We start from the raw sequence: 25,965 nt of genomic DNA, 5'->3' as shown, positions 1-25,965 counted from the left end.
TACGGGGATAGATACTAGCTTATATCGTTATTACTTCTTTTCTACCGCGTGACCGCCAAATTCATTGCGCAGCGCAGCAACCACTTTCCCGTTGAACGTGTCCGCATCAAGAGAACGGTAGCGCATCAGCAGGGACAAAGCAATGACTGGAGTTGCAGCCTGAATGTCCAGCGCTTCCTCAACCGTCCATTTTCCTTCACCAGAAGAGTGCATAACCCCACGGATTTCGTCCAGGTTTGCATCTTTGGAGAATGCCCGTTCAGTCAAGCCCATCAACCAAGAGCGAATAACAGAACCGTTGTTCCACACACGCGCTACTTGTTCATAATCAAAGTCAAAGCTGCTTTTTTCCAGCACTTCAAATCCTTCACCAATGGAAGCCATCATGCCGTATTCCACACCGTTATGAACCATTTTCAGAAAATGTCCGCTTCCGGATTTACCTGCATACAGATATCCGTTTTCCACTGCTGTGTCGCGGAAAATAGGCTCAACAACCGCCCAAGCTTCCGGATCGCCACCGATCATGTAACAAGCGCCATTGCGTGCGCCTTCCATCCCGCCTGAGGTTCCAGCATCCATGAAGCTGATACCATATTCTTGAAGACGGGCATGGCGAGCAATAGACTCTTTGTAATGAGAATTACCACCTTCAATAATGATGTCTCCTTTGGACAACATCGGTTGAAGCTGATCCAGCACAGAATCCACAATTTGGTGAGGAACCATAATCCACAATACTCTAGGGGATTGAGTTGCCTGTACAAGCTCTTCCAATGTGGAAGCACCTGTAGCTCCATAATCCTTCATTTCTTGGATGGCGGCTGCATTGACGTCGTAAGCCACAAGTTCATGCTTATGATCGATCAAATTTTTCCCGAGATTTAAGCCCATTTTTCCCAAACCAATTAATCCTACTTGCATTGTAAAGGCCTCCTGCCGTAGCAAACATATTTTGTATATACTTTCTTATTGATGTTAAGAACGAACGACTGCTTTTTCAGTGCTTTCGGACTTTTCGTCCAGCCACCATGTAAAGCCTTGCTCTTCCAACAATTGATCTGAAGCTTCTGGACCGTAAGAGCCTGCTGCATACGTATGAAGTGGAACCTCACCACGAGCAAAAGCTTCCAGTACAGGTTGAACCCACACCCATGAAAGCTCAACTTCGTTCCAATGAGCAAAAAAGGTGGAATCGCCGCGCAACGCATCAAAGATGAGGCGCTCATAGGCTTCTGGTACATCCTTGGCCTCGGAATGATAATTCATCAGAACCGTTTCCAGTTGACCAGCGTTTAACGGGTCTCTGCTATTCAGACGCAGCGTTACCTTTTCATCCGGGTTAACATGGATGATCAGCAAGTTCGGGTCAGTGGGTTGCCCTTGAGCGGCATAAGGATCTGTGCTGTCCTTTTTGAATTCCACAACGATACGAGTAGATTTTTCTTTCATGCGTTTGCCAGTACGAATATAGAAAGGTACACCCGACCATTGTTCGTTGTCAATCCATAGGCGAGCTGAAATGAAAGTATCATTTTGTGAATCAGGACCGATGTCCGGCTCTTCATTATAGGAAGGAACTGCTTTTCCGTTGATCTCACCGTTGGTATATTGGCCTCTAACCACGTTGGAAGCAATATCGGAAGGATCAAGTGCACGAAGCGCGTCCATCACCTTGCTTTTTTCATCACGCACCTGGTCAGCCGTGACATGTCCCGGCTTGTTCATAGCCGTCATCATCAACACCTGTAGCATGTGATTTTGTACCATATCACGAATAGCGCCAGAATGATCATAGTATCCTGCTCGCTCCTCCACCCCTACAGTCTCGGATGCGGTAATTTGCACATTGGCGATGTATTGATTGTTCCATATCCCTTGAAGCAATGGATTAGCAAATTTTAAGGCTTCCAGGTTTTGTACCATGGGCTTACCTAAGTAATGGTCAATACGATAAATCTCATCCTCAGCAAATGTTCTGCTCAGGCGATCATTCAGCTCACGTGCTGATTCCAGATCATGTCCAAATGGTTTTTCGATAATGAGCCGTTTCCAACCCTTTGTTTCAGCTAAACCACTCTCCCGAATATTGAGGGCAATCACATCAAAAAATTCCGGTGCCACCGATAAGTAAAACATGCGGTTCCCCGGAATTCCCAAGTCATTTTCACGTTGCTCAGCAAGCTGCAGCAGCTTTTTATAATCTTCCGGGTGGTTGACGTTCAATGCGCTGTAACGGAAAGCACTTAAGAACTGATCCATCTGTGCACGGTCTTCATTCACGTGTCTGGAAAAATCCTTAATGGATTGCTCTACATTACTTTGAAATTGCTCGTCCGCCACTTCACGACGCCCCATCCCAATTACAGAAAAGGAAGCCGGAATTTTACCTTCTACAAACAAATTATACAAGGCAGGGTAAATTTTGCGTTTCGCCAAATCCCCTGTCGCTCCAAATAAGACAAATGTCATTGAATCCATGAAATATTCCTTCTTCCCATTATAAAGATGAGGTTATTAAAAGTTACCTGAGGAATTAACGTAACCCATAATACACCCAAAATAAGGGGCAAGTCAATCAAATTTTAGCGAAATCGTGAACATTCGATATATCCTGTAATGATAACGTTTTCTGTGGTATGATTGACGAAAGGAAAGAGAAAAAACTGTTAAATATGTCACAGTTGATACAAAGCGTTATAGTTACTATTGGTATACAGAGTTACTTTTAGTATACTGTTTAAAACAACAATGAAATTGAGGGGATTCAGATGAGCGACGACAGGCAGCCTAAGCTTTTGTGCGGTAAGGTGGAACAGTCCTTTCAGATCATCAGCAAAAAATGGACCGCTCTCATCATTCATACTTTGATGGAACATCCCAAACGATTTAGTGAAATTCACGTCTCCATACCTGATCTTAGTAAACGCATGCTGAACGAACGCATCAAGGAACTAGAGCTTTCCGGCCTGATCCTTCGCAATGTCATCACAGAGCGGCCTGTGCGTACCGAGTATTCGCTGACACGCAAGGGTAAAGAGCTAGGTGATGCATTAAATGGTGTGGAGAGCTGGGCCGAGAGATGGCTTTAACCGCTAACAGGAGGTCGTCACACAGGGTCTCCTGTTATTGTGTTACCCCATGTGGATCATAATACAAACTATAGTACGAAAATAATGGAACAACCGCGCAACAGCTCATGATTTCAGAATGAGCCAAGGAAGGATGAGAACGATGGCATTTGGCATTACCCGGCAGGAGCTTATGGCCTGGAAAAGAGAGGTCAGTCGTGGTGAAATTGCTTTCCTGACACATTACTGGCTGGATGATCGCTTTCCAGGCATTACAACCGTCACCAAGGTGGGATGTTCTGATTTGGACAAGCTGCGCTTATGGTGCAACCATAACGGATTGAACCCCCAATATATTCATCAGCGTCAGCCCTATCCGCATTTTGATCTTATCGGCAACAAACAGACGGAAATTTTACGTAAGTACGGCATGAGCGATCAATTAAAACGCTTCGAACTTCAACTCCCAACGAGTACACACCCATCGTTCTAAACCGCAGCTCTCAGAGCTGCGGTTCTTTTGTTTTCATACCAGTTAATACCTTGTGTATCCAAATCGCTGACATAGCTCCTTCTCCCATCGCCACAGTCGCTTGCTCGGCATGAGCTCCTAAGTCCCCGGCTACCCATACATTTTCCACATTTGTCATTTTGCTGCGAGGATGAGTCTCAATATGCTTATTATGCAGCAGATGTACACCCAGTTGCTCCGCCAGCTCTGAATGAACGTGATTGCTGCCAAAGGCTAAAAAGCCCCGCTCTGCTCGAACCACATGTCCATCAGCCAGCCGCACTCCTTCAAAACAGCCCCATTCTCCGGTTATAATCTCTGAAATGGCTGCTTCCTTATAGCCAATCCCTTTTTCCCGCAGCTTTACGATCAGCTCGTCCGGCACCTCTGAACGCTCATGATTGACATAAACAAGTTGATCGGTGCGCGCTGATAAAGTCAGAGCCATGGAAGCTCCTGCTTTGCCTGCCCCCATAACGACCGTGCTGCGATCCTGAACCTCATAACCGTCACAATCCGGGCACACATATACACTGTTGCCCAAGCAGGCTTGTAACCCATCCAGCTTTGGAAAACGGTCCGTTAGCCCTGTCGCCAACAGCAGCGTTTTTGACGAATAGACGGATCCTGCATCCACTTGAATGTCAAAAAGCTCATCTCTTTTGGCGGCTTTTGCCGCCTTCCCTTCAACAAATTCAGTACCTAGTTTCGTGGCTTCACTACGTCCAAGCCGTCGCAGCTCTTCACCAGAAATTCCGTCAGGAAAGCCCAAAATATTATGATACTGGTGGCACAGCGTAGATCGACCATAGCCCGAATCTATCACTAGAACTCGATGACTGCTGTATCTCCCCAATTGAATCGCTGCTTGCAATCCGGCAATTCCCCCACCAACAATAATGCAATCATAGTTCATCACTTTTCCTCCTTTGAATGCGCGTTATCCTAGACATCTGCATAAAACCGCAATAACACCAATGTAAACTTCTCATCCAATTTTAAACATAATATCACCCACTAACGGATGAATTAACCCCTGTGTCCGTACATATCAAAGCTTATATGCCTTAAAAATGGAATGACAAAAAGCACTGTGGATACCCACAGTGCTTTACCAAGTCGAGCCTGAATCGTCATTTTATCGTGAAAATTATAATTATTTAAATGTTTTTACTCGTTCTTCAACAGGCTGGAATTCTTTTTCACCTGGTTGGAATGTCGGTTTACCAAATGGCATTTCAGCAATCAGTTTCCAATGCTCAGGAATGTTCCATTCGTTTTTCACTTTTTCATCAATCAATGGGTTGTAATGCTGAAGGGATGCCCCCAGTCCTTCTTGCTCCAGAGCCGTCCATACTACCAATTGCAACATACCATTAGATTGGTTGGACCAGATTGGGAAATTGTCCGCATAGGCTTCAAATTGTTGCTGCAGACCAGCTACCACGTTATTGTCTTCAAAGAACAAGACTGTTCCGTATCCGCTGCGGAAACCGTTCATTTTCTCGGCAGTAGACTTGAATTGCTCCTCATTGCCTACAACCTCACGCAAAATATCTTCTGTAATATTCCACAGTTTATCATGATGCTCTCCGAGCAACACTACAGCACGTGAAGTTTGGGAGTTGAAAGAGGTAGGTGTATACTTAACAGCTTCCTCTACAATCTCTTGAATCCGTTGGTCAGAAATGACCTGTTCTTTGCTAATACCATAATAGGAGCGTCTGTCTTTCAGAGCTGTGAAGAAGTCTTTAGCCATTTTGTTACCTCCTGAGAAAAATTAATTACTTTTCGTAACTTAATATACATTACATATATCTTAAAGTCAAGAGATTTCTTTTTAAATATTACCAGTTAGTTGATGATTATACGCCACCATTATATTTTTTCTCACTGGAAGAGGTGTGCTTGGTTGCATCCTTGTCTCTCTCCTCCTGCCTTTCCATCTTCAAATCCTCTACGGGAATGGCGTCTACCGTCTACTCAATCTCAAAACGGTCAAACAAGCTTTCCTGCTCTGTCGGATACTGCTCTGCATGATCTCGATTGATCGACTGTTCCTGATGTTTAGACTCCGTTGTTCCTTTCCCCGTCTGTCCTTTCTGCTCATTCTGATCGTGCAGGTTATCTTCAAATGGGGCCATTTTACTTCCCTCCCTATCGGATTGGTGTTCACAGTATACTTTTACCTTTCACATCGAGGATTAAACGCAAAAAAGAGAAAATCTCCGCAAAGATTTTCTCTACTCATGTTCTTATAAATGGTTGATTGGATTATTCCGAGCTGGATTTACCTGTACACTCATGAAAAAGATGAGGTTCCAGCTTCTCTCCCGTTACGAGCTTCTGCACCAGTTGAGTCCCCGAGTCGGGGGTCATTTGACCATACCAGTCCCCTTGAGGATATACGATCACAACCGCAGCATCATGACAACGCCCATTACAGCGAGTTCTGGTCGTGTGAATATATGCTTCTGCATTTTGTTTACGAATTTCATCCCGAATTGCCTGTGTAACTTCTTCACCCTCATGTCGCATACATGTGCCTCCATTGCAGATCAACACATGATGCTTCATTGGTTCTAATTCAAAAATGGCCATAGCTTCCCCTTTAATCAACAGTTGTTGGTTTTAAATCAATGTTTATCTGGATAAAGAACAAGCTGTGCTTCCATCTGACCAGCTTCAATCGTCAGCACGATAAATGAATATTCGTCTTCGCCGCGTTTGTCCGTCGGAGACCCCGGATTAAGGACAAGCTGACCGTCAATCGTTTTGACCACCGGAATATGCGAATGTCCATAAATCAGGCAATCCAGCGTTTCTCCCTTAAACGTATTCAATGCGATATTTTCTGTCGTTCCTCGCCAGCCGTGACCGTGAACCATACCGATCCGCTTGCCTTCAACTTCAACGATTCGCTGATAGCCTAAACGCTCCACGATGTCCATTCCATCATTGTTTCCGGCAATGCCTTGCACAGGCGCAAATTCAGCTAGACATTCATATACGAACCAATCCGTCCAGTCTCCGGCATGGAGAATGAGGTCACTTCCTTTTAACTCCTGTACAAGCCGACTAGGCAACGTTTTGCTTCTATGCGGCATATGAGTGTCTGAAAGTACGATGATTTTCATATAAATTCTCCTTACCAGCGTCTTTACACGGATGAACTTTGTTGCCCCACGCGCTGCTGAAGTGCCTGCTCCAGATCTCGCAGCGTAACGGTCTCGAAAAACGCCTGTATTTTCTGCTCTGCCACGGTATATAAACCATCCAATAATGCGTCTATGTTCCTGCCTACCTCACAATTATGATTGCTGTCGGTATGGATGGCGAACAACGGACCTTCATCCTTGGTCGCCTCATAGATCATTTTCAGATTGATGTTTGAACTGGACATGCTTAGACGAAAGCCGCGTGCTCCAGGCGACGAATCCACCAAACCCGCTTGTTTGAGTCGGCTCATAATCCTTCTCACAACTACCGGGTTTGTATTGATGCTGGAAGCAATAAGTGACGATGTCATTCGCTCCGGTGCCCCTTCAGCCAGAAGAAGCAGACAATGGATACTAACGGAAAAATGGGTACTCATGTTAACCACCTTTATGTGTGTGCCTCATTAAATGTTTGGAAAAATGCTTGTTTCCATCATACCACAATAGAGGCACCAACACAGTGCTTACTGCACCTTACTCCGGAAAATAGTCATTTTCAGGACGTACTCGCACTTTTAATTGGCGTACACTATATTCCAACTGCTTAACGATATCCTCCAGTTGACGACGGTCCAGTCCATTAAGGTCGGCCGCAGGCTTGGGTGCATTTTTCAAATCACGTATGGTTGCCTGCTGCTCCTGCCACTTGTCCATCAGGTCGGCTATATTCGCATAAAAGCGTTCATAATCCTTGATCACTTCATCCAGAAAGGCATCCACCTCGTCCGGATCATAGCCGCGCATTTTATTCTTAAACTGTTTCTCATGAATGGAGAGCGCGTCCAGCTGAATGCCCAGTTGTTTAAACAACTGCTTTTGTTTATCCAGACGACGCTTCATATGTTCATCCATCGGTTATTCCCTCCTTAACACACTATTCTTTTTATATCACATTCTAGGCTGGGAATAAAAGTCTCTGCTGATTGCCCGGCCCTATGAACGGGTATAAAAGAGCATACGTGTCACTTATACAGACCACGAAGGGGAGAGATGATCATGAACCATTTGAACGATTCGCAGCTTGCAGAGCTGAAACATATGTTGCTGGAGCAGAAAAAGGATTTAGAAAAGCATTTTGAACAAAACGGTCAGGAAAACGCTCAATTGGGAGAAACACTGACAGATTCCACAGGTGAGCTCTCGTCCTATGATAACCACCCCGCTGATATAGGGACAGAAACCTTTGAACGGTCCCGTGATCTGGCGATTAATGATTCGCTGCAAGACGAGCTGGAGCAAGTCAATGCAGCACTTCAACGGATGAAGGATGGGACGTACGGAATATGTGTGGCGAGCGGGGAAGAAATTCCTTTTGAACGGTTGCAAGCCATTCCATATACAGCCTATACAGTCGAGCACACGCCAACTCGAGAATTATCGAATGACCGTCCTGTAGAGGAACAGGTCATGACTCCGCCGCCCAAGGGTGCAGGTGAGGTTCGCCAACGGAATGCAGGACGATTTGACGATGCGGGCGCATGGGACGCCGTGGAGAAATACGGTACATCGAACTCGCCTGCAACTGCCGCCAAGCGTGATGTCACTGATTATGATGAAAATATGTAATGCTATATGCTTATGTATTCGTTCATCTAAAAAAGCAGCTTGTCCTTTGGACAGGCTGCTTTTTATGTCTTTACGGGAATACAGTGATCCCGTTATCCAATTTCTATCCGTTTCCGACTGCGAGCTGACTCAATACAAGCATCGATTACCTTCATATTGCTCACCGCATCTTCTGGCTCATACGGCAACGGGACACCGTCAAGCACCGCTTTAGCAAAAGCATCCGCTTGCAGTTCAAAGGAATTAAAACCTTTCAGACGTTCCTCACGCGTGACCGAACCGACGTGGACGAAAATTTGCGGTACAACAGACGTTCTTTCCCAACCGAACATTTTGGGCATCGCAATCGTACCCTTGCTACCGAGAATTTCCATGTTGGAACGATTAGCTGCCCACATGCCACAATCGAAAGTAAGGTTGACTCCACCCGGAAATTCCAGCAAACCGGAAGCCATCATATCGACGTTGTCATGCTCCGGGGAAAATAAGGCATGTACCGTCACTGCCTCCGGTTCCCGATCCAAATACATACGAGCGGCTGATATCGGATAGACGCCTACATCATATAGCGAGCCGCCGCCCATGTTTTTATTAAAGCGCACATTATCTGCCTGATCGGTATTGTTAAACGTAAACGTGCAATGGATGCCGCGAATGTCACCAATTTCCCCACTATTGATAATTTCCTTAATTCTTCGATGTTTGGGATGATAGCGATACATAAAAGCCTCTGCAAAGATCACTCCTGCACGTTGACATGCTTCAATCATGCGGCTTGTCCCGGCCGAGCTAAGAGAAGATGGTTTTTCACACAAAACGTGCTTCCCAGCCTCCGCTGCCCGAATGGTCCACTCTTCATGCAGATGGTTCGGCAACGGAATGTACACCGCTCCGATTTCGGGATCAGCCAACAGGTCATCATAGCTTCCATAACTTTTCGGAATATCGAACTCCCGGGCGGCCTCAGCGGCTTTATCCGCATTACGACTAGCAATCCCAAGCACTTCTCCGCGTTCGGATTGCTGAATTGCCGGAATTACAGCGATTTGGGCGATCTCCGCAGTGCCTAAAATTCCCCATTTCAGCTTTCTACCCATCGTTCTCATCCTTTCGTGGTTAGGAATAGTTGTCTTGTTCCGCTTTATGCAGCATACCTAAGCAACGGTCCAAATCGGCTTTGACCTGCTTCTTGTACAATCGGGCTTTCTCCTCCCCATCATCTGTAAAGTGATAGAGTACAATCTCCTGAAAATCCACGCGCGGGTCTGTTCCTTTCAATCGCTTGGTACGGTAAAAAACACCTTCCTGTACCAGCTCATGCAGCGCCCGGTAAACCTCGCTCTGAGGCGGAACATACCCAAAGCCACTAAACTCATCTTTCATCGATTCGAGCATCTGATATCCATAACCGCGATGCCTCTCCACCATTGTGATCAGATAAATTTTGATAAAAGCCCGCTGGGATATCATAAACGCCATTTCACAGCCTCCTCCACACCTTATTCGTGCACCTTATCTTCCATTATAAACCACTCTGCGTCCATACACTATTTCCTTTGATGATATGAGAGCGTATGAGAACCCTTCATCTCTTGTGACCTGTTTTAAGATGGCGAGAGATATAGAATGAGGCGATATAGAGTAGTGTGCGAAGCGCTGAGAAATGATTTTATTGTTTTTGCTATTATGAATTTTTCATATGTTGAAATAATATAACTAAAGCTAAAAAAATAGAGTTACAGATTACGAAGACTGGATTAATTGTTTTAAGGCCTCCGTATCGTTACTTGTCAAAACAGGAATATATTCTGTTATTTTTTGGATGTCCCAGTCCCACCATTTCAGGGTTTGTAGCATAGCTATAGTTTCCTCATCAAACCGATAACGAATTAACTTCGCGGGATTTCCTCCTACAATGGAATATGGCCGAACATCTTTAGTCACCACGGCGTTTGACGCAATGATCGCACCATCACCAATTTGAACTCCGGGCATAATGGTAGCGTTGTAACCAATCCAAACATCATTTCCAACCACAGTGTCCCCTTTGTAGCCCCCACTTAAATTGGGTAAACCAACTTCCCAATCTCCGCCAAACGCTCCAAAAGGAAAAGTCGTAAATGCATTTGTATTATGATTAGCACCATTCATAATAAATTTGGCTTTGGCTGCAATCGCACAAAACTTACCAATCTTTAATTTGTCCCCTATAAAATCAAAATGATAAAGGACATTTTTCTCAAAATCCAAAGGGTTATCATCATCGTCATAGTAGGTATAATCCCCGATTTCGATATATGGATTAACCACTACATTGTTCAAAAAACACAGACTTCTAATATTTTTCATCGGAAAAACGCTTCTTGTATCTGGACCACTCATTTTGCGACCCTCCCATATGGATGTTCCTTCACCTTACTGGTAAAGGAACATCCAGTCTATCAGTATGCATACTATTAAACAAATGTAGATAGAAAAGTATCCCATTGCCTTATTTCTTGGCTTTGGGATACTCTTGTGAACATATATGATTGGGTTATCAAATCAGGCTTGCTTTTGTAAGGCTGGCGGACCTCCAGTCGGGCGAGGACGAACCCGAAGCCCCACGATCCATTTGCCCAGAGGCAAGCGTGCAAGTAGCCATGTTCCGGCAACGGAAAAGATCATACAGAGAACGAACGAAGCCAGCGTACGAAGAACGTGGCTCCAGTCTGCAAAAAACGTCTCGTCAAAATAATAGGTCACACGCAGCATAAAGGCATGCATGAGATACGCTCCATAGGACAACGTTCCGATGGCCGTCAGCATACTCGCCGCACGTCCCCCCTTATGAGCAATCCACGTCGCTACCCGATAAGCTACAAAAATAGACGCGACGCAATATACAGCCATGACCGGACGCAGCAAAGACAAATAGTTAAAGGAAAGAACTGTACCTCGCGGCGTCTGGAACTGACCGATCATCTCGTACAGTAAGTAGCCTGTAATCACGATAAACAACGGCCAGTATATCATCTGTGCTTTGGTTACCCAAGCATTCCAACGCTTGACGTTCATCCCGGCTGCCGCTCCTAACACAAAATAAAAGAAAAAGTAGATCACATTCCGGTCAGCGTACAGGGTAAACCAAGAGGTAATGACCGGAAGCTGGAGCTTATCCATCGCTTGGTATACGGGTCCAACGGCGAACATGAGCAAAATATATAGCACGCCGAATCCAGCCAATGCAGCTGGTCGCCATTTTGACGGCAGTAGCGCAGACAAATGACGGACCGCATAACGAAACACGGGAAATAACACATAACATTGGATAATCATAACGATGTACCATAGATGATAGCTGCTTTTCCCGTTCAATAGCTTCTGGAAAAAATCCAGCGGGTGAATATATCCACCACTTTGGGCAAGCTGATTTCCCAATTCGTATAAAAGAGACCATATGATATACGGAACAATGATGTCCATGAATCTTTTACGTAAAAACGTTCCGTACTTTAAGACCCCATCATAATTGTAAAATAGCACCATGCCCGTGATAAACACAAACACCGGAACTGCAAATTTGGAACACAGCAGTAAAAGTGTCATCAAAACCCCGTCCTGGATGCGCGCCCCCTGCGCAACCGCATAATGTGCGACGGAATGCTGAAGAACAACGGCGGCAAAAGCCAACCCTCTTAGCAAAGCGACTTCGGAAATTCTCTCTTTTTGACTCATGTCACTCTCCTGTTACATCTAGCAATTTATAAATCCATGATTTTTCAAAATCCTCAAATCTATTATAACGACAATTCTGTAAAAATATATAGAAGGATAAACGAGCCAACAACAAGCAAAGCATCATTTATCTCAGGTTTATTCTATGTTTCACTAACATGTAAAAGCAGCAGTCTTCCCTCTCGGGGAGACTGCTGCTGTAGAAACAACCTATATACAAAGGAGATAGGAAAGCCTGTTAAATCACGTTCTCAACTAGCCGTTAGTTGTTTACAGGTTCCTTCTAGTATCTGTGTACGCATCTGTCCGCGTATCCGCCACCGTATCATCATACGTTCTGTAACGATCCGCATTCAGCGAACGGTTGGTGCGGAAAATATCATAAACATCCCTGTGATGGTCAGCAGAATCCACCAGCACTAAAATCTTGCCCTGATCGACGTATGTCTCGTATTGACGTGCATCATCTTCTGGAATGCCTAGCCCGACCAGTCCACCGACCAAGCCACCTGCTCCCGCTCCGACAGCTGCTCCGGTAAGAGTAGCCGCGATAGGTCCAGCAGCAAGGATCGGTCCGATACCCGGAATAGCCAAGGCCCCGATGCCTGCCAGCAAGCCAGCAACGCCGCCTACAATACCGCCGGTAGCCGCCCCTGTCGCTACACCCTCCGGTGCTTTGGTGCCTGTCTCTTCACTAATCGTCCTTAGCTCGTCACGGTCACGGGTGATCACAGAAATTTCACTGCTTGGGATTCCTTTGCTCTGCAATTGTCCTATCGCACGAGATGCTTCCTGCTCTGTATCAAAAACACCAACAATTTTCTTTTCATTATAATCGTTTAAGTTATTAGCCATAATAGTTACCTCCCAATATTTTGGTGTTGAGTGGTTCGTCTTTCATTACCCCGCCATTATGACGTTTAAACGATTTTACGAAAATTCAAAAAATCGATTAGCATAAAACAGCTTCTATTTAACGCTTTGGCTTTGCTCTGTTGGTCGCCACAGCTTCCAGTGGATCATCCGGCCAATAATGCTTGGGATATCTGCCCTTCAGGTCCTTTTTGACTTCAAAGTAAGCCTCGCTCCAGAAGCTGGACAAGTCGGAAGTCACTTGGACAGGTCGCTGGGCAGGTGACAGTAAATGCAATACAATGGGTACGCGTCCGCGTCCAATAAGAGGCGTATCCCTCATACCGAACAACTCTTGTAGTCGTACGGCCAGCGCTGGTGCCTCAGGATTCGAATAATCGACAGGAATGCGGGAACCGCTGGGTACGCGGATATGCGTCGGCGCTTCCTGATCAAGCTGCTGCCGCTGTTCCCAATCCAGCCTGCCAAGCAGCAATGCAGCACTGTCCAGCCGTTGCAAATCGGATACATTTTTGGCTCCTAGAGCAAAAGGCAACAGCCACGATTCCAATGAATCCAGCAATGCCGATTCCGTGCAGTCCGGCCAGTCCTCAGGCGCCGAGAAGTGCATAAAAATCAAACGAGCCTGCAACTGGAGGGTTTGCCGATTCCATGACAGTAGCTTCAGACCTCGTTCACGGACACCCTGCATCAAGGCGGCAGCTACTTCCTCTGCCGGAGGTCGCTCATAGGACGTTTCCTTTAAGACGAGTGAGCCCAGCCGCAGTACCTTGCGGGCTCTCGCTGCTGAGGCGGAGCTATCCCAGTATACGTTGGCTTGTTCTAGCAGCAATTCGCTGCAATGCTGAATCAGCTCTTGCAGTTCAACCGGTGCCGCCAACTGAATGGCGCCATCTGCTCCCTCGTCGTCCACTTCGGCGGCGACGAGATAGGACGAACGCGACATCCACTCCACTTGTCGGAGTCGCGCCCCCCGACCGCCGCTAAGCAAAAAGCGGCCATCCCCCCGGCCCTGCGCGATCCGATCCGGATACGCAAAGGCCAACAGCAGCCCGCAAGCCGCGGAGCCATCAGGCTCGTCCTGCGCTGCGGCTGCTGTCGGCAGCGTGGCTAGCAGCTGCCGGCTCTCCTGCACGATACGGCGAATCACCGTATCGTCTGCTGCCCGCAGCAGGCTGTGCGTACTGCGGGCATGGGCCGCCTCGCGCAGGGCATCCAGCCGCGGGCGCAAATCCGTTCCGCCATGTGCGCGGAACGGGTCCCGCTCTTGCAGCAGCGCAGCCAGACGGCTGGCAGTCGGGGCCAGGCCAAGGGCGGCTGCGCGCAACAGCATGTGCCCAAGGCGCGGGTGCGTGCCTAGGGCGGACACCTCGCGCCCATGCACGGTGATGCCGCCTGTAGTGCCGTCGGCTGCTTCATCCAGGCAGCCGAGCTGGTGCAGCAGACCTGTGGCCTGGCGGTACGCGGCCTCAGGCGGGGCATCCAGCCAGGCCAGCTCGGCGGGCTCGCGCACGCCCCAGGCCGCCAGCTCCAGCGCGAGCGGGGCCAGATCCGCCGCGGCGATTTCCGGGCGACTGGCATCGGGGAGCGCGGCATGCTCCTGTGCGCTCCACAGCCGGTAGCATACGCCCGGCTGGAGACGGCCCGCCCGTCCGCGCCGCTGGTCGGCGGAGGCCTTGGACACCTTGACGGTGGTCAAACGGCTCATACCGGTTCGCGCGGAAAACACCGATTCCCGCGACAGTCCGCTATCGATCACCACCGTAATCCCGGCGATGGTCAAACTGGACTCGGCAATCGATGTGGCCAATACCACTTTTCGACTGCCCAAAGCCGATGAACGTATTGCCTCATCCTGCTGCTCCAGCTTCATGCTGCCGTACAGCGGAATTACCTTGACGTGTGCTGGTAAATGCTTTGAAGCCAATTCTCGTTCCGTTCTATGAATTTCTCTAGCCCCTGGTAAAAACACCAACAGATCGCCTTCATGAACATCAAGCGCCTTATCTACCGTCTCAGCCGTAAAAGACTCTAATGAGATTGATGAAGGTTTGGACATATGAAAGGTTTCTACTGGAAATACGGTGCCTGGACATTCCAGCAATGGCGCATCCCCTAATAGTCTGCATACAGGCTCTGCCTCCAGGGTGGCAGACATGATCAATATCTTCAAATCCGGTCGCAACAGCGCCTGGCTTTGCAGGGCAAGTGCCAATCCCAAGTCTGCATGCAGGCTGCGTTCATGAAACTCATCAAACATAATCAGCCCGACTCCCTCCAATGCCTGATCATGTTGCAGCATCCGGGTCAGTACGCCCTCCGTAACCACTTCAATCCGCGTGTTTGGTCCTACTTTTGTATCCATACGAACTCGATAACCCACGGTCTTCCCGGTGGGCTCTCCCAGCGCTTTCGCCATTTGCGCTGCTGCTGCACGTGCTGCCAAACGCCTCGGCTCCAGCATAATCATCTTTTGCCCTGCCAGCCACGGCTCATGCAGCAGCTCCAGCGGTGTTACCGTCGTTTTCCCCGCTCCCGGCTGTGCAATCAGTACCGCCGCCGAATGGGATTGCAGTGTATGTTTAAGCTCGGGGATCACTTGCATAATAGGCAGTTGTTTATCTGTCAATGAAATCTCTCCAATGATACGCTTGATGCGTAGAATCTAAGTTTTAATTCCTTTATTATTGTGAATTTTTCATTACCTGTAATTATTGAATATTGAATAAAAAATGTTAAGCTGCACTCTGGGACTTCTCTTTGATCTGTCGTGCATAATTCTTCTAAATCTATTATACAGATATTTAAATTTCCCGTCTGGCCATCGCAGCTATGTAAGTTTTCTGTGTTAGCTCCTATACCCTGTCGAGATGCACTCGCGGCAAGTTCGTTTTATAATATGGTTGATATGGATTGCTGAAGGACGGAATATAGAATCGAGGTCACTTTCGTATGGAATTACAGGCCCAACCCATCAGAGGGCGATTTGCCCCAACACCATCGGGATGGATACACTTAGGAAACGCTCGTACCGCCTTATTATCCTGGCTGCACGTTCGTTCCCTGGGTGGAACCTATATTTTGCGCATGGAAGATATCGATATGACGCGAGCTCGCAGCCAGTTGGCGCAAGGGATTATGGAAGATTTGCGCTGGATCGGGCTGGAATGGGACGAAGGACCCGACGTAGGCGGTCCCTACGGTCCCTACACTCAAAGCCAGCGGCTGGAACGCTTCCAATCTGCATTGGAGATACTACAGGAGCAAGATTTGCTGTATCCTTGTTTTTGTAGTCGGGCCGACATTGTGGCTGCCGCCCATGCTCCACATGGACTGTCTGGTGAAGGACCCGCATATTCAGGTGCATGTCGTAACCTTAGCTCTCAAGATGTCGTAGCCAAAGCACAACATAAACTCCCTTCACTTCGCTTTAAAGTACCGCAAAATCCAGATGCCGTTATTTCGTTTCATGATCAGGTAGCAGGCCATGTGACCTTCGGTGCGGCAGAGGGCGGCGATTTTATCGTCAAACGGGCGGACGGCATGTTTTCCTATCAGCTGGCTGTCGTTGTCGATGATGCAGATATGTATATGACCGACGTACTACGTGGGTATGATCTTCTCGATTCGACTCCCCGTCAGCTATTGCTGTACCAAGCTTTGGGGTTGCAGTCGCCACGTTTCGCACACGTTCCCCTTGTCCTGGGCCCTGATGGGCGAAGGCTGGCCAAACGACATGGTGGCGTAGCACTCCGAGCTATGCGCCGACAAGGTATCACACCGGAAGCAGTCATTGGCTGGCTCGCCTATTTTTCCGGGCTGCTGGATTCACCTGAGCCTGTGAAGGCTATGGATTTAATCGATGACTTTCATTTGGACAAACTGCCCAAAGAACCCGTCATCCTGACGAAACAATGCCTCATGAGATTATCTGCACTGCAACGGTAATGAGGTAAAGCGCGGAAATCAAAGTGTACGGGCAAGGGCATTCCGCCCTTTGCTCCGCTCGCTTCTATTCCTTCAGTCGCTTACGCATAGCGGACTCATATTCATAAAATACAGACGACGTATTTAGCCCTCTTTCCTCCAGCAGCATACGGAGACGTAGTGATTTTTCAGTCAGCCTGCGACTGATCCGTTGTTGCTCTCCTGCCTCATGACAAGCGTGAAGCAAATCACGTAGCTGGACACATTCCTTTTGTAACTGAAGCTCTTCCGGTAAAATGCCTGCATTCTTCAACAGCTTGTACGACATCCGCAGCTCCTCTGGAACATGTGACAAATCCTCGATCACCAGTGGCTTGCCCTCTCCCGGTAAATGATCAAACTCACCTTTGGCCATCGCCTCAGCAATCTTCTGCTCTGCCATTCTGGAGAACATCCCCATCACTCCTTGTTTTAAGCTTCCTATGTACAATCTATATTAAAGAAACCTGGAGTCCTTTGCCACTGTAGCTTACATATCATTAGGATGCCCTGTTTCCATAAAGGAGAGAGGGGGTTATTCTTCGATCCCAAGCAGTTGACATACTTGTACTCTATATTTTTTGGCCTTACGTGTTCCATGAATGAGATTAGACAAGCGGCTAGCAGGAATATGATAGGTATCACAAAATGTTCTCTGATCCATTTGCCTCTCGACTAGCTTTTCTTTGATTTTCCAGCCAAAAGGGGTTACTGCATTGCGTTTTTTCAACAACGTTACCACCTCTTCATAGTATGGGATTTAGGATTTAGGATTATGATTGGGGTTTGGAGATTGGATTTCACGCTCTTCCTTTAGCAACATGTCATGAACTCATTTGTTAAGATTTCATTTTGTATATTTGGTATTGATTCAATAGTTCATCCAGTTTCATGGATTGTTCAATCACTTTGGGATGCGTTAAAAATCCGTATTTCTTCTGGACTTGGTACAGTCTTTTTCTGGCCCGTTCGACACGAAGTAAAGTCACACCTGGATTCATCAGCATGATTCCCCCTTCTGTGTCGTATCCTAATACAAAACGTAAACTTTTGGATTTTTTGAAAATTTGCTCGACAAAAAAAGTGCTTCTGCAGCATTCCAGAGGCACTTTTTGGAGTTTTATGTTTATTTAAAAAAATGCAACAGACTCCTACAAGCTGAACTTAAAATTCAACTATTGTTTCACTACGCAGTCGGATGTTGCTTCCCATCGTCACCGCCCCCGTATTTCCTTAAAAAAGTCAGAGGAGGGTTAAAATTCGTGGCAAAAGCGACCGCTTTACTTGCACAGCAACATTCTACCTTCTTCGTTTTCCATATATATTTTATTTTATTCAACTTGGAATCAACACTGAGAAATGATTAATAACTATTAATAATAAAATAATCTTTCTTTTCGCCCTTCTCTAACTAAACTTTCATACTTCGTACACATCCTAAAGTCTGCAAATTGTTTGAACTGCTCAAATAATCTTATACAGCTAATGAAGAAGGCTTCTTTGTTAATGACTAATGATTTAGATAAAACGTCTAGTAAGTATTTAAATCCATATGAGTAATTACCTTTATTTAAGTAGTATTTAGCCAGTTCATATTTAAAACGGATTGATTGTTCTGGAACCACTTGATGAGTGTACATATCAGCAGATGGTTGCTGTTGGGTGATCGAATCTATCTCCGTTTCGAACTGCTTAAGTATTTCATCCACATCAACTTGAAATCGGTTAGCCGCCATCATAATATTCAACAGCTTTGTAACCATTTCTTTTTCAGAAGCATCTGGCGAAGCAGCAATATATTCAACATAATTGTTTAGTACACTTATATCTCCAGATAATAGCTTATAGGTGTAGATATTACCTTCTGCCCAATCTTGAAACTGTTTAATCCAATGCAGAGTATCCTCGTCAGTCTCTTTGACCCAATCTAAATTAGTGTAGGCGTATGTATATTGTAATGCCTGCTCATAATCGCCTTTGGCCTCATATACACTGGCACACAGTAAATCAGAATAGGTGATGTACACAAACAATGGACGGCTCAGCCTCTTTTCAAGTTCCGCAGGCTTTCGTTTTTTCTGCTGATGCTCTAATGTATATTGAATTTCCGCTCTAACTCTCATTTTTCGAGCGGTCACATCAAGCCTGTCCCATAAGCGCAAAGAACGAAACACATTCGCCAAATCTTTTAGCGCATCAAGTTGGTCTATTTCATCTAGACGTTCCACGAAGGATTCAAATAGCGTTGCTGCCTTGAGATTACGGCTTTGGTCGTCTCCAACTTGAATCGAGAATATACGATATTGGCAGGTGGCCAAGCGTTCAGAATACTGATATTTCTCCACTTCTGCGACATTCTCATAGAGAGGCAGCGCAGCAGCATGTCGTCCCTGTTCAAATAATGCTTCTGCAACATCAAATAGCCTAGTCGCATACAGCGGATTATCCATGATATGTCCAACCATTCGACGGATTGCATCCAGCTTGTCCAGCTCCGCACAACGATACAATAATGGCTCGATTCGCCTAAAATTCGGGGAAAGGTCAATGATGTAATTTTCTATGTATAGATCGTAAAAATAGCCTTCTGGCAAATCCATAGCCACAGTGATTCGGTCTAGCTGCTGTACGGAAACAGGACGATGCTGAGTAATCCAATTACTAAGCGTTCTTTGATGAACCCCTGAATATTCGGCAAATTGACTCAACGTCATATCATTTTGTTTTAGATAATCCTCAAACTCCGCTGAAATCGTAGGTGTATGCTTCAAGTCATAACCACCCTTCACATAAAAATTCCATTATTTTAAAAATCACCCTCTATTCTTCTCCATAATTAACCATCTGTCAATATATTATGCAACTAATGTTTATAACGAAAATTCAGCATAACTCACACATATTGAGACATATTGGACAAGCGACATCCTGAAATCATTGAATGGTCCCAAGTAAAAGGTTTCACAATGTTGACATGACGGATTCATTTCCCCATGTGCATTCTCACCAGTAAATGATATAGAGGTCCCATGCAAAAACTCTGTTGGACCTTTTAATTACATGAAAAATCCCCTGATGTTGATGCAATCAAGGGATACATAGATCATTTCTCTCGCTTTGATAATGCGAAGTTGATTATTTCTCCAATCACAATTCCTGTCAAAATTGCATAGATTCCCATAGCGCTCATCTGATATCCCAAAGCGTAAAATAACCCTATACCTATTGCGTAGCTCAACAAAATCGCTGCATAGCGTTTTAATTTCAATCCACACACTCCATACAGAGTGCGACCAAAAGGTGGAACTGGGTTAGATTCGATGATTTCTATTTCAATCCACGCACTCTATACAGAGTGCGACTACGATTGCTACAAGTGCTCTTAAAAAGGCGCAGCAATTTCAATCCGCGCACTCCATACAGAGTGCGACGTGCGACTTCATCACCTTCGATCATGACCAGGTTCCCACTTATTTCAATCCACGCACTCCATACAGAGTGCGACTCAGGTAAAGATGTGGCCTACCCCAACAACGAGAATTTCAATCCACGCACTCCATACAGAGTGCGACTTGGCTGGCATATGTACAAAACATATTATTTGGTATTTCAATCCACGCACTCCATACAGAGTGCGACAGCGAAAATGTAGTAATTCATACCCTAATGATATCAATTCCACACATTGTCGCAAAAAATGATGCCAAAAAGGCTTGTATCGACTATTGACTTTTTCTCATAGATAGCATCCTTAATGCTTTTCGACAAATTTCGAGGTGCGAAGGACCAGGGGTTTTTATGTGAGCTTCACATTCGCACCGTACAAAATCAGTGAGCTTTCCATATCGGAAGCTTCTTTAGCCCCTATATGCTCTTCTTCTTTTTATAGCTATCACCCAAATTGTAGAAATGCAGGCTATCTTCTCTTTTATCTATTAATTCTTCTAGTTCATACTTTAAACGTCGAAATTGGGTCAAATCAAAATACATTCAAATATGATACATAATCCTATCCTGTTTCATTGTACCATGCCTTCATTACGATTTTCCTTGTATTATCGTTTCATCATGACAGCCCATTTTCTTTTTTTTTTTTTGTAAAATCCTTTATCTAGTCATTTTCTTGTTAATCAAAAACAGGACAAAACAGTCGGCATACGCCTCGAAACTCTTTCATCATATCCAGTGTCAAGGAGGTTCATCCCGGATGATCTCTATGCAGAAAACCTACATTAGCATCCAAGCCGACGACTTCCAGTGCTGATTTCATATCGTTGGGCGGCAGTGTATAGGCAAAAGATAACAAAGCATTCACATGATCTAACGGCGGGCACTTATGGCGTCCATGGAAGTAAAAATCATTTTTTTGCTGCAAAATCAGTTCATCCCAAACGGAATTGTACTGATCCGCCTCCCTCCCCTCAAAACAGCGTAAAATCTCCAGCTCCTCACTTCTCTGTGATGCGATGCGTTCATGATGACAGGACATTGGTCAGATTTAATTCTGCCTGGATGATAATATAATCCAGTTTTCATATAAATACCTCAATACTCCCTGTTTATATCATCATCATACGAAATTGAATGTACATCATACGTCCGCGTCTAGGTCCATTACTTCTACTTACTTAGAGGTTAAAGTTAAGAAATAGAGTTTTGAGAGTTATAAGTCAGCAACGGTCAGAATCTACCTCATGCTTGCTTTTGATTGGTTTCCATTTTAAATATTTAACCATGTTTATTGGAAATATGGTAAATTATATGATCTTGATTTAATGTATCGTTTTGTACATAATAGATTCGTGCTAAAAATACCAAAAAAAGGAGGATAGTGATTTTTTATGTAATTGTAACAACAAAAATTTGAGGGAGATGAATGGATTTTGAAGGTTAAGAGTTTGTGTACGTGTGTGGTTGTAGGCATGCTTTCGTTATCGCTAACTTGTTCAGTAGGTGCAGAATCACTCCAAAATGAACAGTTAACCAATCCATCGATGACTAAATCAGACAATGCTTTTTTGAGCGATATCATCAACTAGCTGGACCCCGAAGACAGAGAAAACGTTACATACATAGATGAAACGGGCAAAGTGCTGGTAAACAAGGAAAGTTTAAGGCAGGAAGTTATCTCACTGGAACCAGTGAGTCAGGTTACGTATAAGAATTCGAATTCATCCCTCACATCCGTAACTGATACTACGTATAAAAATAATAGGTATAAAGATTCAACGGGGCAGCTATATACTTTACCCGTGTTACAGCCTAAACCAGCGTGTATGGGAAATCACTCATTAACACCAATGGATTTTAGCACTAACTCCGCGAGCTTCCCTGAATGTCGAGACCTGAGAAACGGGCCGTATCGTTCGGTATGGTCACATATAGGGTTTGCATGGGCTAGTACACGAGTTCATTTACCAAGTGCTAGAGAGATACGTGATAATAATAGTGGTTATAGTGGAAGCACAGGATTTATCTATATGGGTGGTTGGAGTAACACCAATATGGCGGTTGATGTTGGATTGCAGCATAGTACAAAATATAATGACTGGGCTCCTTTTATGCTTATTGAAGGTGTGAAGAACCCGTATACTTTTAAGCCACGTTTTGAACCCGATCAGGAAGTACAAATGAAATTTTATGTTCCTTCTGACGGTAACATTGCCTTGACTGTAACAGGTTATGCAGACGGTGAAAAGATAAGTAGGAGCTATGTCGAGCCGGCCCCAGATTGGACTGCTACTGGCAACGGTAACCTTATCAAAAGAACGACAAGTATAGGGCAGATACAAGATCGACAAGACTATAATGACGGATCTTACATTAGAAGAGTTCGTTGGGCCACATCCTATATCGGTTCAAATTCAGAAGATAATATCCCTTGGCGTAACAGTCAAACCTATGATTATTGTTCTATGCCACGGAGTAAAGTTGAAGTGGATTACGTACATGGAGGAGAGGAAACAGACAGTATATTTTTAGACTGAATTTTTAAGAGAGGGGCTGCTTCACCCCTCTCTTTTAAGGAGGAAATTTTGTGGGAAAGATGTTGTTCAGAATTATGCTTATAGGTGCATTGTTTTTTTGCTTTTCTCAACCCAATACAGGAAAAATGTCAGCTCAGAGTATAGCTCCAAACACTCCATTTTTGAAGATTAACAATTACTATGTCTTGTTCACAGCCCCCAAAGCACCTTATATTGATCAGAACAATCGCTATATGGTGCCTTTGAGATCCATTAATGATTTGTTGGGAGGACAGACTACGTTTAACCCGACTTCTAATACGGCTACAATTAAGTTTGGAACACACAAGGTTGAGTTTAAAATGAACTCCACTGAGATTGTTACCGACTCGAACACGTCCGTGATGGATACCGTGCCTGTACTTTATAAAAATGCGATGTTTGTGCCTTTAGGGATACTTACTAAGTACTTAGATATACACCAGGAATGGGATAAGCAAAATAAACTGTATTCCCTCTCTGAGAAAGAATTAATGAAGACACCTATGATGGAGAATGTAGAAGATTTGGATCATTTTAGAGAACAAGTGGATAATGAAAATGCATTCCAGTTGTTATCGTACAAATTGACCATGGGAGAAAAAATTCATCTGGCCATTACAGCTAAGAATATGACAGGGAAAAAGATTAGTGAGGGCATTGAAGATTTAAATACCACTTTTATTTTTTCTGACAATAGCACGGCCGGGGAAAATAGAAATCGTAAAAGACCCAGTATAGATAAGGATGAAATTGTAACTCGCGAAGATGACATAGATTATGTGAAAACAATAGAGAATAATAAAATTATCAAACATGAACTGTCGTATATTCTCTTTAAGGGCAGAACGCTAAAGACTCACAAGTAAAAAAGTACTTTTACTTGTAGAGTGGAATGGGTAAACAGTAAAGCTGATTCTAGAAAGGATCAGCTTTACTATTAAATATTAGATTTGTGAATTTCAAATTCCTTACGTTCATAAAAATAACCCAACCTACTCCATTGTCAATTAGGGACAAACTTGATAAATAGTGATTGCTTTCTCCGTTCCCAACGGTGTTTTTACTTGACTGATTATTTATGTATTAGAAAGTTTATCAAGAGTACGTCTATATTTTCGACTGCCTTCTTTATTCTGGGGTGTTATCATGACGATCATCATTTTTATTCATATAATCCTCCTCGTGCAAATCTTCGTTTGTAAAATGAAAATGCTGACTGTACTGAACCACGACTGTTCTAAACCAAACCTTTTAGCAGCCAACAAATTCGCAATCCACGCACTCATATAGAGTGCGACCCCTAAGTATTAAGCTTCTACTGGAACACCAGTCAATTTCAATCCACGCACTCATATAGAGTGCGACAGCGAAAATGGGTTAAATGCCCCCTATTTAAGTAACATTCTAGCGTTATTTTGGCAAAAACGCATCTAATATTACCTCATCCTCTTGCTATCGTTTAAAACTTGTTCACATTCGATATAATTCGACAAAATCTGAGGTGCGAATCTCTCGGAGAATTCATGTGAGCTTCACATTCGCACCTGGACAGACTCGCTTTTTGGCTTAGCAACAAATACCTGCCTGGACTTATTTCACCTCTGCCAGTTCTGCCACCTGTGAAGGAGTAAGCGCACATTCGAATATATTTAATTCATCGATAGCTCATTTAAAAGCAGGGTCCCACCAGTTAACACCAAAGCTGAACGTTCTGGCTTTGGGTAAATACATCCGGAAATATCCACTACATTGATCAGAAAAATACCTTTATGTTTTCAAAAATCATAAAGGTATTTGTAAAATATTTTATGAAAACGTTCGGCAAAAGTTGAGTTATTAACCCTGTTCATCATACCGGCTGCATTACCTGCATAATCCTTCCCATCCGTTCCAGCGCCTTCTCCAAATCGACGAGCGAGGCTGCATATGAGCAGCGAATAAAGCCCTCTCCGCCTGATCCGAATACATGTCCCGGTACGACCGCCACCTTCGCTTCCTTCAGCATACGAAGTGCAAACTGCTCAGATGACATGCCAGTAGAAGTAATTGAAGGGAAGGCATAGAAAGCCCCCTCAGGCTCATGACAAGCAAGCCCGATTGCATTCAAGCCGGCCACAAACAGCTTGCGACGTTCATTGTAGCTCGCCATCATCTCATCCTTGGCAGCCAAGCCATGGCGCAATGATTCCAGCGCGGCAATCTGTGCAATGGTGGGCGCACACATGGCTGTGTACTGGTGGATTTTCAGCATGCCGGCAATCAGCTCATGCGGACCGCACGCATAGCCTACCCGCCAGCCTGTCATCGCAAATGCTTTGGAAAAACCACTGATGACAATCGTACGCTCCTTCATGCCCGGCAAAGAGGCGATACTGACATGCTTTCTCCCGTAAGTCAGTTCGGCATACACTTCATCCGAAATGACGACCAGATTATGTTTGATAATGAGCTCTGTCATCGGCAGCCAATCCTGCTCCGTCATAACTGTTCCAGTCGGATTACAGGGATAATTGATCATTAAAACCTTTGAATGAGGTGTAATTGCCGCTTGCAGCGCTTGCGGGGTCAGCTTGAATTGCTCCTCTGCCGTAGCCGCCACCTCTACAATTTTACCGCCATGCAGATGGGTAATGGGTTCATAGGCAATATAGCTTGGTGCTGGAATCAGCACCTCGTCACCCGGATCGATCACTGCTCGCAGCGCCAGGTCGACGGCTTCACTGCTCCCCACCGTCACAATCATTTCCTGCTCAGGGTCATAGGAAAGCGCGAAGCTGCTGGAAAAATAAGCCGAGATCTCCTCCCGCAGCTCCATCAAGCCGGCATTCGAAGTATATTTCGTCTGTCCTTCACGCAATGCCTGAATGCAAGCTTCACGTACCTTTTCCGGTGTAACGAAATCAGGCTCTCCGACCCCAAGGGCGATTGTACCTCCGCCTGCTGCATTCAGATCAAAAAAAGCGCGAATTCCCGATGGCCGAATATCCCGTACACGCGAGGATACAAACCGCCCTGTCCCCTTTTCACTAAACATA

General features: G+C 45.2%; 27 protein-coding genes, 1 pseudogene and 1 CRISPR repeat array. Of the genes and pseudogenes, 6 read left to right on the top strand and 22 right to left on the bottom strand.

The features are described 5' to 3' along the window. Positions 1 to 30: 30 nt before the first annotated feature. On the bottom strand, positions 31 to 924 hold the full coding sequence (gene gnd / locus ACUUJN_RS10715) for a phosphogluconate dehydrogenase (NAD(+)-dependent, decarboxylating) (protein ID WP_053325295.1): 894 nt from the start codon (positions 922 to 924) through the stop codon (positions 31 to 33). 54 nt (positions 925 to 978) lie between these two features. Further along, entirely contained in the window at positions 979 to 2,481 is a 1,503-nt protein-coding gene (zwf, locus tag ACUUJN_RS10710; RefSeq protein ID WP_023988303.1) for a glucose-6-phosphate dehydrogenase, read from the bottom strand. 290 nt (positions 2,482 to 2,771) lie between these two features. Here zwf and ACUUJN_RS10705 point away from each other — a divergent pair, with 290 nt between their 5' ends. Together ACUUJN_RS10705 and ACUUJN_RS10700 are read left to right on the top strand one after the other, a co-directional pair. Then, positions 2,772 to 3,092: a winged helix-turn-helix transcriptional regulator gene (locus ACUUJN_RS10705; RefSeq protein ID WP_007430161.1), complete on the top strand. Its 321-nt coding sequence runs from the start codon at positions 2,772 to 2,774 to the stop codon at positions 3,090 to 3,092. 142 nt (positions 3,093 to 3,234) lie between these two features. Beyond that, a complete protein-coding gene (locus tag ACUUJN_RS10700; RefSeq protein WP_023988302.1) occupies positions 3,235 to 3,564 on the top strand; it encodes a hypothetical protein in 330 nt (109 codons plus the stop codon). A gap of 10 nt (positions 3,565 to 3,574) precedes the next feature. Here the strand turns inward: ACUUJN_RS10700 and ACUUJN_RS10695 are convergent, their stop codons facing one another. From ACUUJN_RS10695 to ACUUJN_RS10665, 7 genes and pseudogenes are all read right to left on the bottom strand, one after another. Then, the gene (locus ACUUJN_RS10695; RefSeq protein ID WP_071558832.1) at positions 3,575 to 4,498 is read right to left on the bottom strand and encodes an NAD(P)/FAD-dependent oxidoreductase; all 924 of its coding nucleotides are present in this window, start codon (positions 4,496 to 4,498) and stop codon (positions 3,575 to 3,577) included. A 240-nt stretch (positions 4,499 to 4,738) separates the two neighbouring features. Further along, the gene (locus ACUUJN_RS10690; protein WP_025722870.1) at positions 4,739 to 5,341 is read right to left on the bottom strand and encodes a nitroreductase family protein; all 603 of its coding nucleotides are present in this window, start codon (positions 5,339 to 5,341) and stop codon (positions 4,739 to 4,741) included. Between the two features lie 106 nt (positions 5,342 to 5,447). Continuing rightward, positions 5,448 to 5,726, bottom strand: a pseudogene (locus ACUUJN_RS10685) (hypothetical protein). Positions 5,727 to 5,856: 130 nt separating this feature from the next. Then, positions 5,857 to 6,183, bottom strand: coding sequence for a (2Fe-2S) ferredoxin domain-containing protein (locus tag ACUUJN_RS10680; RefSeq protein WP_023988299.1), 327 nt, complete (start codon positions 6,181 to 6,183; stop codon positions 5,857 to 5,859). Positions 6,184 to 6,218: 35 nt separating this feature from the next. Further along, entirely contained in the window at positions 6,219 to 6,719 is a 501-nt protein-coding gene (locus ACUUJN_RS10675; RefSeq protein ID WP_484669567.1) for a metallophosphoesterase family protein, read from the bottom strand. 23 nt (positions 6,720 to 6,742) lie between these two features. Next, a complete protein-coding gene (locus tag ACUUJN_RS10670; RefSeq protein WP_013310015.1) occupies positions 6,743 to 7,177 on the bottom strand; it encodes an Rrf2 family transcriptional regulator in 435 nt (144 codons plus the stop codon). A 97-nt stretch (positions 7,178 to 7,274) separates the two neighbouring features. Next, entirely contained in the window at positions 7,275 to 7,652 is a 378-nt protein-coding gene (locus tag ACUUJN_RS10665; protein ID WP_023988297.1) for a DivIVA domain-containing protein, read from the bottom strand. Between the two features lie 144 nt (positions 7,653 to 7,796). On the opposite strand from ACUUJN_RS10665, the gene ACUUJN_RS10660 reads away from it, so the two are divergent. Next, on the top strand, positions 7,797 to 8,366 hold the full coding sequence (locus tag ACUUJN_RS10660) for a TraR/DksA C4-type zinc finger protein (protein WP_053325293.1): 570 nt from the start codon (positions 7,797 to 7,799) through the stop codon (positions 8,364 to 8,366). Positions 8,367 to 8,458: 92 nt separating this feature from the next. On the opposite strand, the gene ACUUJN_RS10655 is transcribed toward ACUUJN_RS10660, so the two are convergent. From ACUUJN_RS10655 to hrpB, 6 genes are all read right to left on the bottom strand, one after another. Continuing rightward, on the bottom strand, positions 8,459 to 9,463 hold the full coding sequence (locus tag ACUUJN_RS10655; protein ID WP_023988295.1) for a Gfo/Idh/MocA family protein: 1,005 nt from the start codon (positions 9,461 to 9,463) through the stop codon (positions 8,459 to 8,461). A gap of 19 nt (positions 9,464 to 9,482) precedes the next feature. Further along, positions 9,483 to 9,845: a replication termination protein gene (locus tag ACUUJN_RS10650; RefSeq protein ID WP_013310011.1), complete on the bottom strand. Its 363-nt coding sequence runs from the start codon at positions 9,843 to 9,845 to the stop codon at positions 9,483 to 9,485. A gap of 264 nt (positions 9,846 to 10,109) precedes the next feature. Further along, the gene (locus tag ACUUJN_RS10645; RefSeq protein ID WP_023988294.1) at positions 10,110 to 10,748 is read right to left on the bottom strand and encodes a CatB-related O-acetyltransferase; all 639 of its coding nucleotides are present in this window, start codon (positions 10,746 to 10,748) and stop codon (positions 10,110 to 10,112) included. 162 nt (positions 10,749 to 10,910) lie between these two features. Beyond that, positions 10,911 to 12,083 carry an acyltransferase gene (locus ACUUJN_RS10640; protein WP_023988293.1) on the bottom strand — a complete coding sequence of 391 codons (1,173 nt, stop codon included), beginning with the start codon at positions 12,081 to 12,083 and terminating at the stop codon, positions 10,911 to 10,913. Between the two features lie 270 nt (positions 12,084 to 12,353). After that, on the bottom strand, positions 12,354 to 12,938 hold the full coding sequence (locus tag ACUUJN_RS10635; RefSeq protein WP_028542417.1) for a general stress protein: 585 nt from the start codon (positions 12,936 to 12,938) through the stop codon (positions 12,354 to 12,356). 118 nt (positions 12,939 to 13,056) lie between these two features. Then, positions 13,057 to 15,585 carry an ATP-dependent helicase HrpB gene (hrpB, locus tag ACUUJN_RS10630; protein ID WP_484669566.1) on the bottom strand — a complete coding sequence of 843 codons (2,529 nt, stop codon included), beginning with the start codon at positions 15,583 to 15,585 and terminating at the stop codon, positions 13,057 to 13,059. A gap of 323 nt (positions 15,586 to 15,908) precedes the next feature. On the opposite strand from hrpB, the gene gluQRS reads away from it, so the two are divergent. After that, positions 15,909 to 16,904: a tRNA glutamyl-Q(34) synthetase GluQRS gene (gene gluQRS / locus ACUUJN_RS10625; RefSeq protein ID WP_075154090.1), complete on the top strand. Its 996-nt coding sequence runs from the start codon at positions 15,909 to 15,911 to the stop codon at positions 16,902 to 16,904. Positions 16,905 to 16,968: 64 nt separating this feature from the next. On the opposite strand, the gene ACUUJN_RS10620 is transcribed toward gluQRS, so the two are convergent. From ACUUJN_RS10620 to ACUUJN_RS10595, 6 genes are all read right to left on the bottom strand, one after another. After that, positions 16,969 to 17,343, bottom strand: coding sequence for a DnaJ family domain-containing protein (locus ACUUJN_RS10620; RefSeq protein ID WP_075154089.1), 375 nt, complete (start codon positions 17,341 to 17,343; stop codon positions 16,969 to 16,971). A gap of 114 nt (positions 17,344 to 17,457) precedes the next feature. Further along, positions 17,458 to 17,652: a Rha family transcriptional regulator gene (locus ACUUJN_RS10615; protein ID WP_075155049.1), complete on the bottom strand. Its 195-nt coding sequence runs from the start codon at positions 17,650 to 17,652 to the stop codon at positions 17,458 to 17,460. Between the two features lie 109 nt (positions 17,653 to 17,761). Further along, complete coding sequence (locus ACUUJN_RS10610; RefSeq protein ID WP_071558834.1) at positions 17,762 to 17,929, bottom strand: aspartyl-phosphate phosphatase Spo0E family protein; 168 nt, start codon at positions 17,927 to 17,929, stop codon at positions 17,762 to 17,764. Between the two features lie 366 nt (positions 17,930 to 18,295). Next, positions 18,296 to 19,693, bottom strand: a complete 1,398-nt coding sequence (locus ACUUJN_RS10605; protein WP_075154088.1) for a helix-turn-helix domain-containing protein — start codon at positions 19,691 to 19,693, stop codon at positions 18,296 to 18,298. 490 nt (positions 19,694 to 20,183) lie between these two features. Continuing rightward, positions 20,184 to 20,561: a CRISPR direct-repeat array (repeat unit 33 nt; unit sequence ATTTCAATCCACGCACTCCATACAGAGTGCGAC). Positions 20,562 to 20,786: 225 nt separating this feature from the next. After that, the gene (locus tag ACUUJN_RS10600) at positions 20,787 to 20,912 is read right to left on the bottom strand and encodes a CRISPR-associated endonuclease Cas2 (RefSeq protein ID WP_367995879.1); all 126 of its coding nucleotides are present in this window, start codon (positions 20,910 to 20,912) and stop codon (positions 20,787 to 20,789) included. 208 nt (positions 20,913 to 21,120) lie between these two features. Next, positions 21,121 to 21,411, bottom strand: coding sequence for a CRISPR-associated endonuclease Cas1 (locus tag ACUUJN_RS10595; protein WP_484669565.1), 291 nt, complete (start codon positions 21,409 to 21,411; stop codon positions 21,121 to 21,123). 787 nt (positions 21,412 to 22,198) lie between these two features. Between ACUUJN_RS10595 and ACUUJN_RS10590 the strand changes: the two genes are divergently transcribed. Continuing rightward, on the top strand, positions 22,199 to 22,909 hold the full coding sequence (locus ACUUJN_RS10590) for a YrpD family protein (RefSeq protein ID WP_367995882.1): 711 nt from the start codon (positions 22,199 to 22,201) through the stop codon (positions 22,907 to 22,909). A 59-nt stretch (positions 22,910 to 22,968) separates the two neighbouring features. Continuing rightward, positions 22,969 to 23,796 carry a copper amine oxidase N-terminal domain-containing protein gene (locus tag ACUUJN_RS10585; RefSeq protein WP_254348217.1) on the top strand — a complete coding sequence of 276 codons (828 nt, stop codon included), beginning with the start codon at positions 22,969 to 22,971 and terminating at the stop codon, positions 23,794 to 23,796. A gap of 983 nt (positions 23,797 to 24,779) precedes the next feature. Here the strand turns inward: ACUUJN_RS10585 and ACUUJN_RS10580 are convergent. Then, positions 24,780 to 25,964 carry an aminotransferase class I/II-fold pyridoxal phosphate-dependent enzyme gene (locus ACUUJN_RS10580; protein WP_076294868.1) on the bottom strand — a complete coding sequence of 395 codons (1,185 nt, stop codon included), beginning with the start codon at positions 25,962 to 25,964 and terminating at the stop codon, positions 24,780 to 24,782. Position 25,965 lies beyond the last annotated feature (1 nt).

It is taken from the genome of Paenibacillus sp. LRG-1 (assembly GCF_057220305.1).
This window is presented reverse-complemented; position numbering and strand designations above follow the sequence as displayed.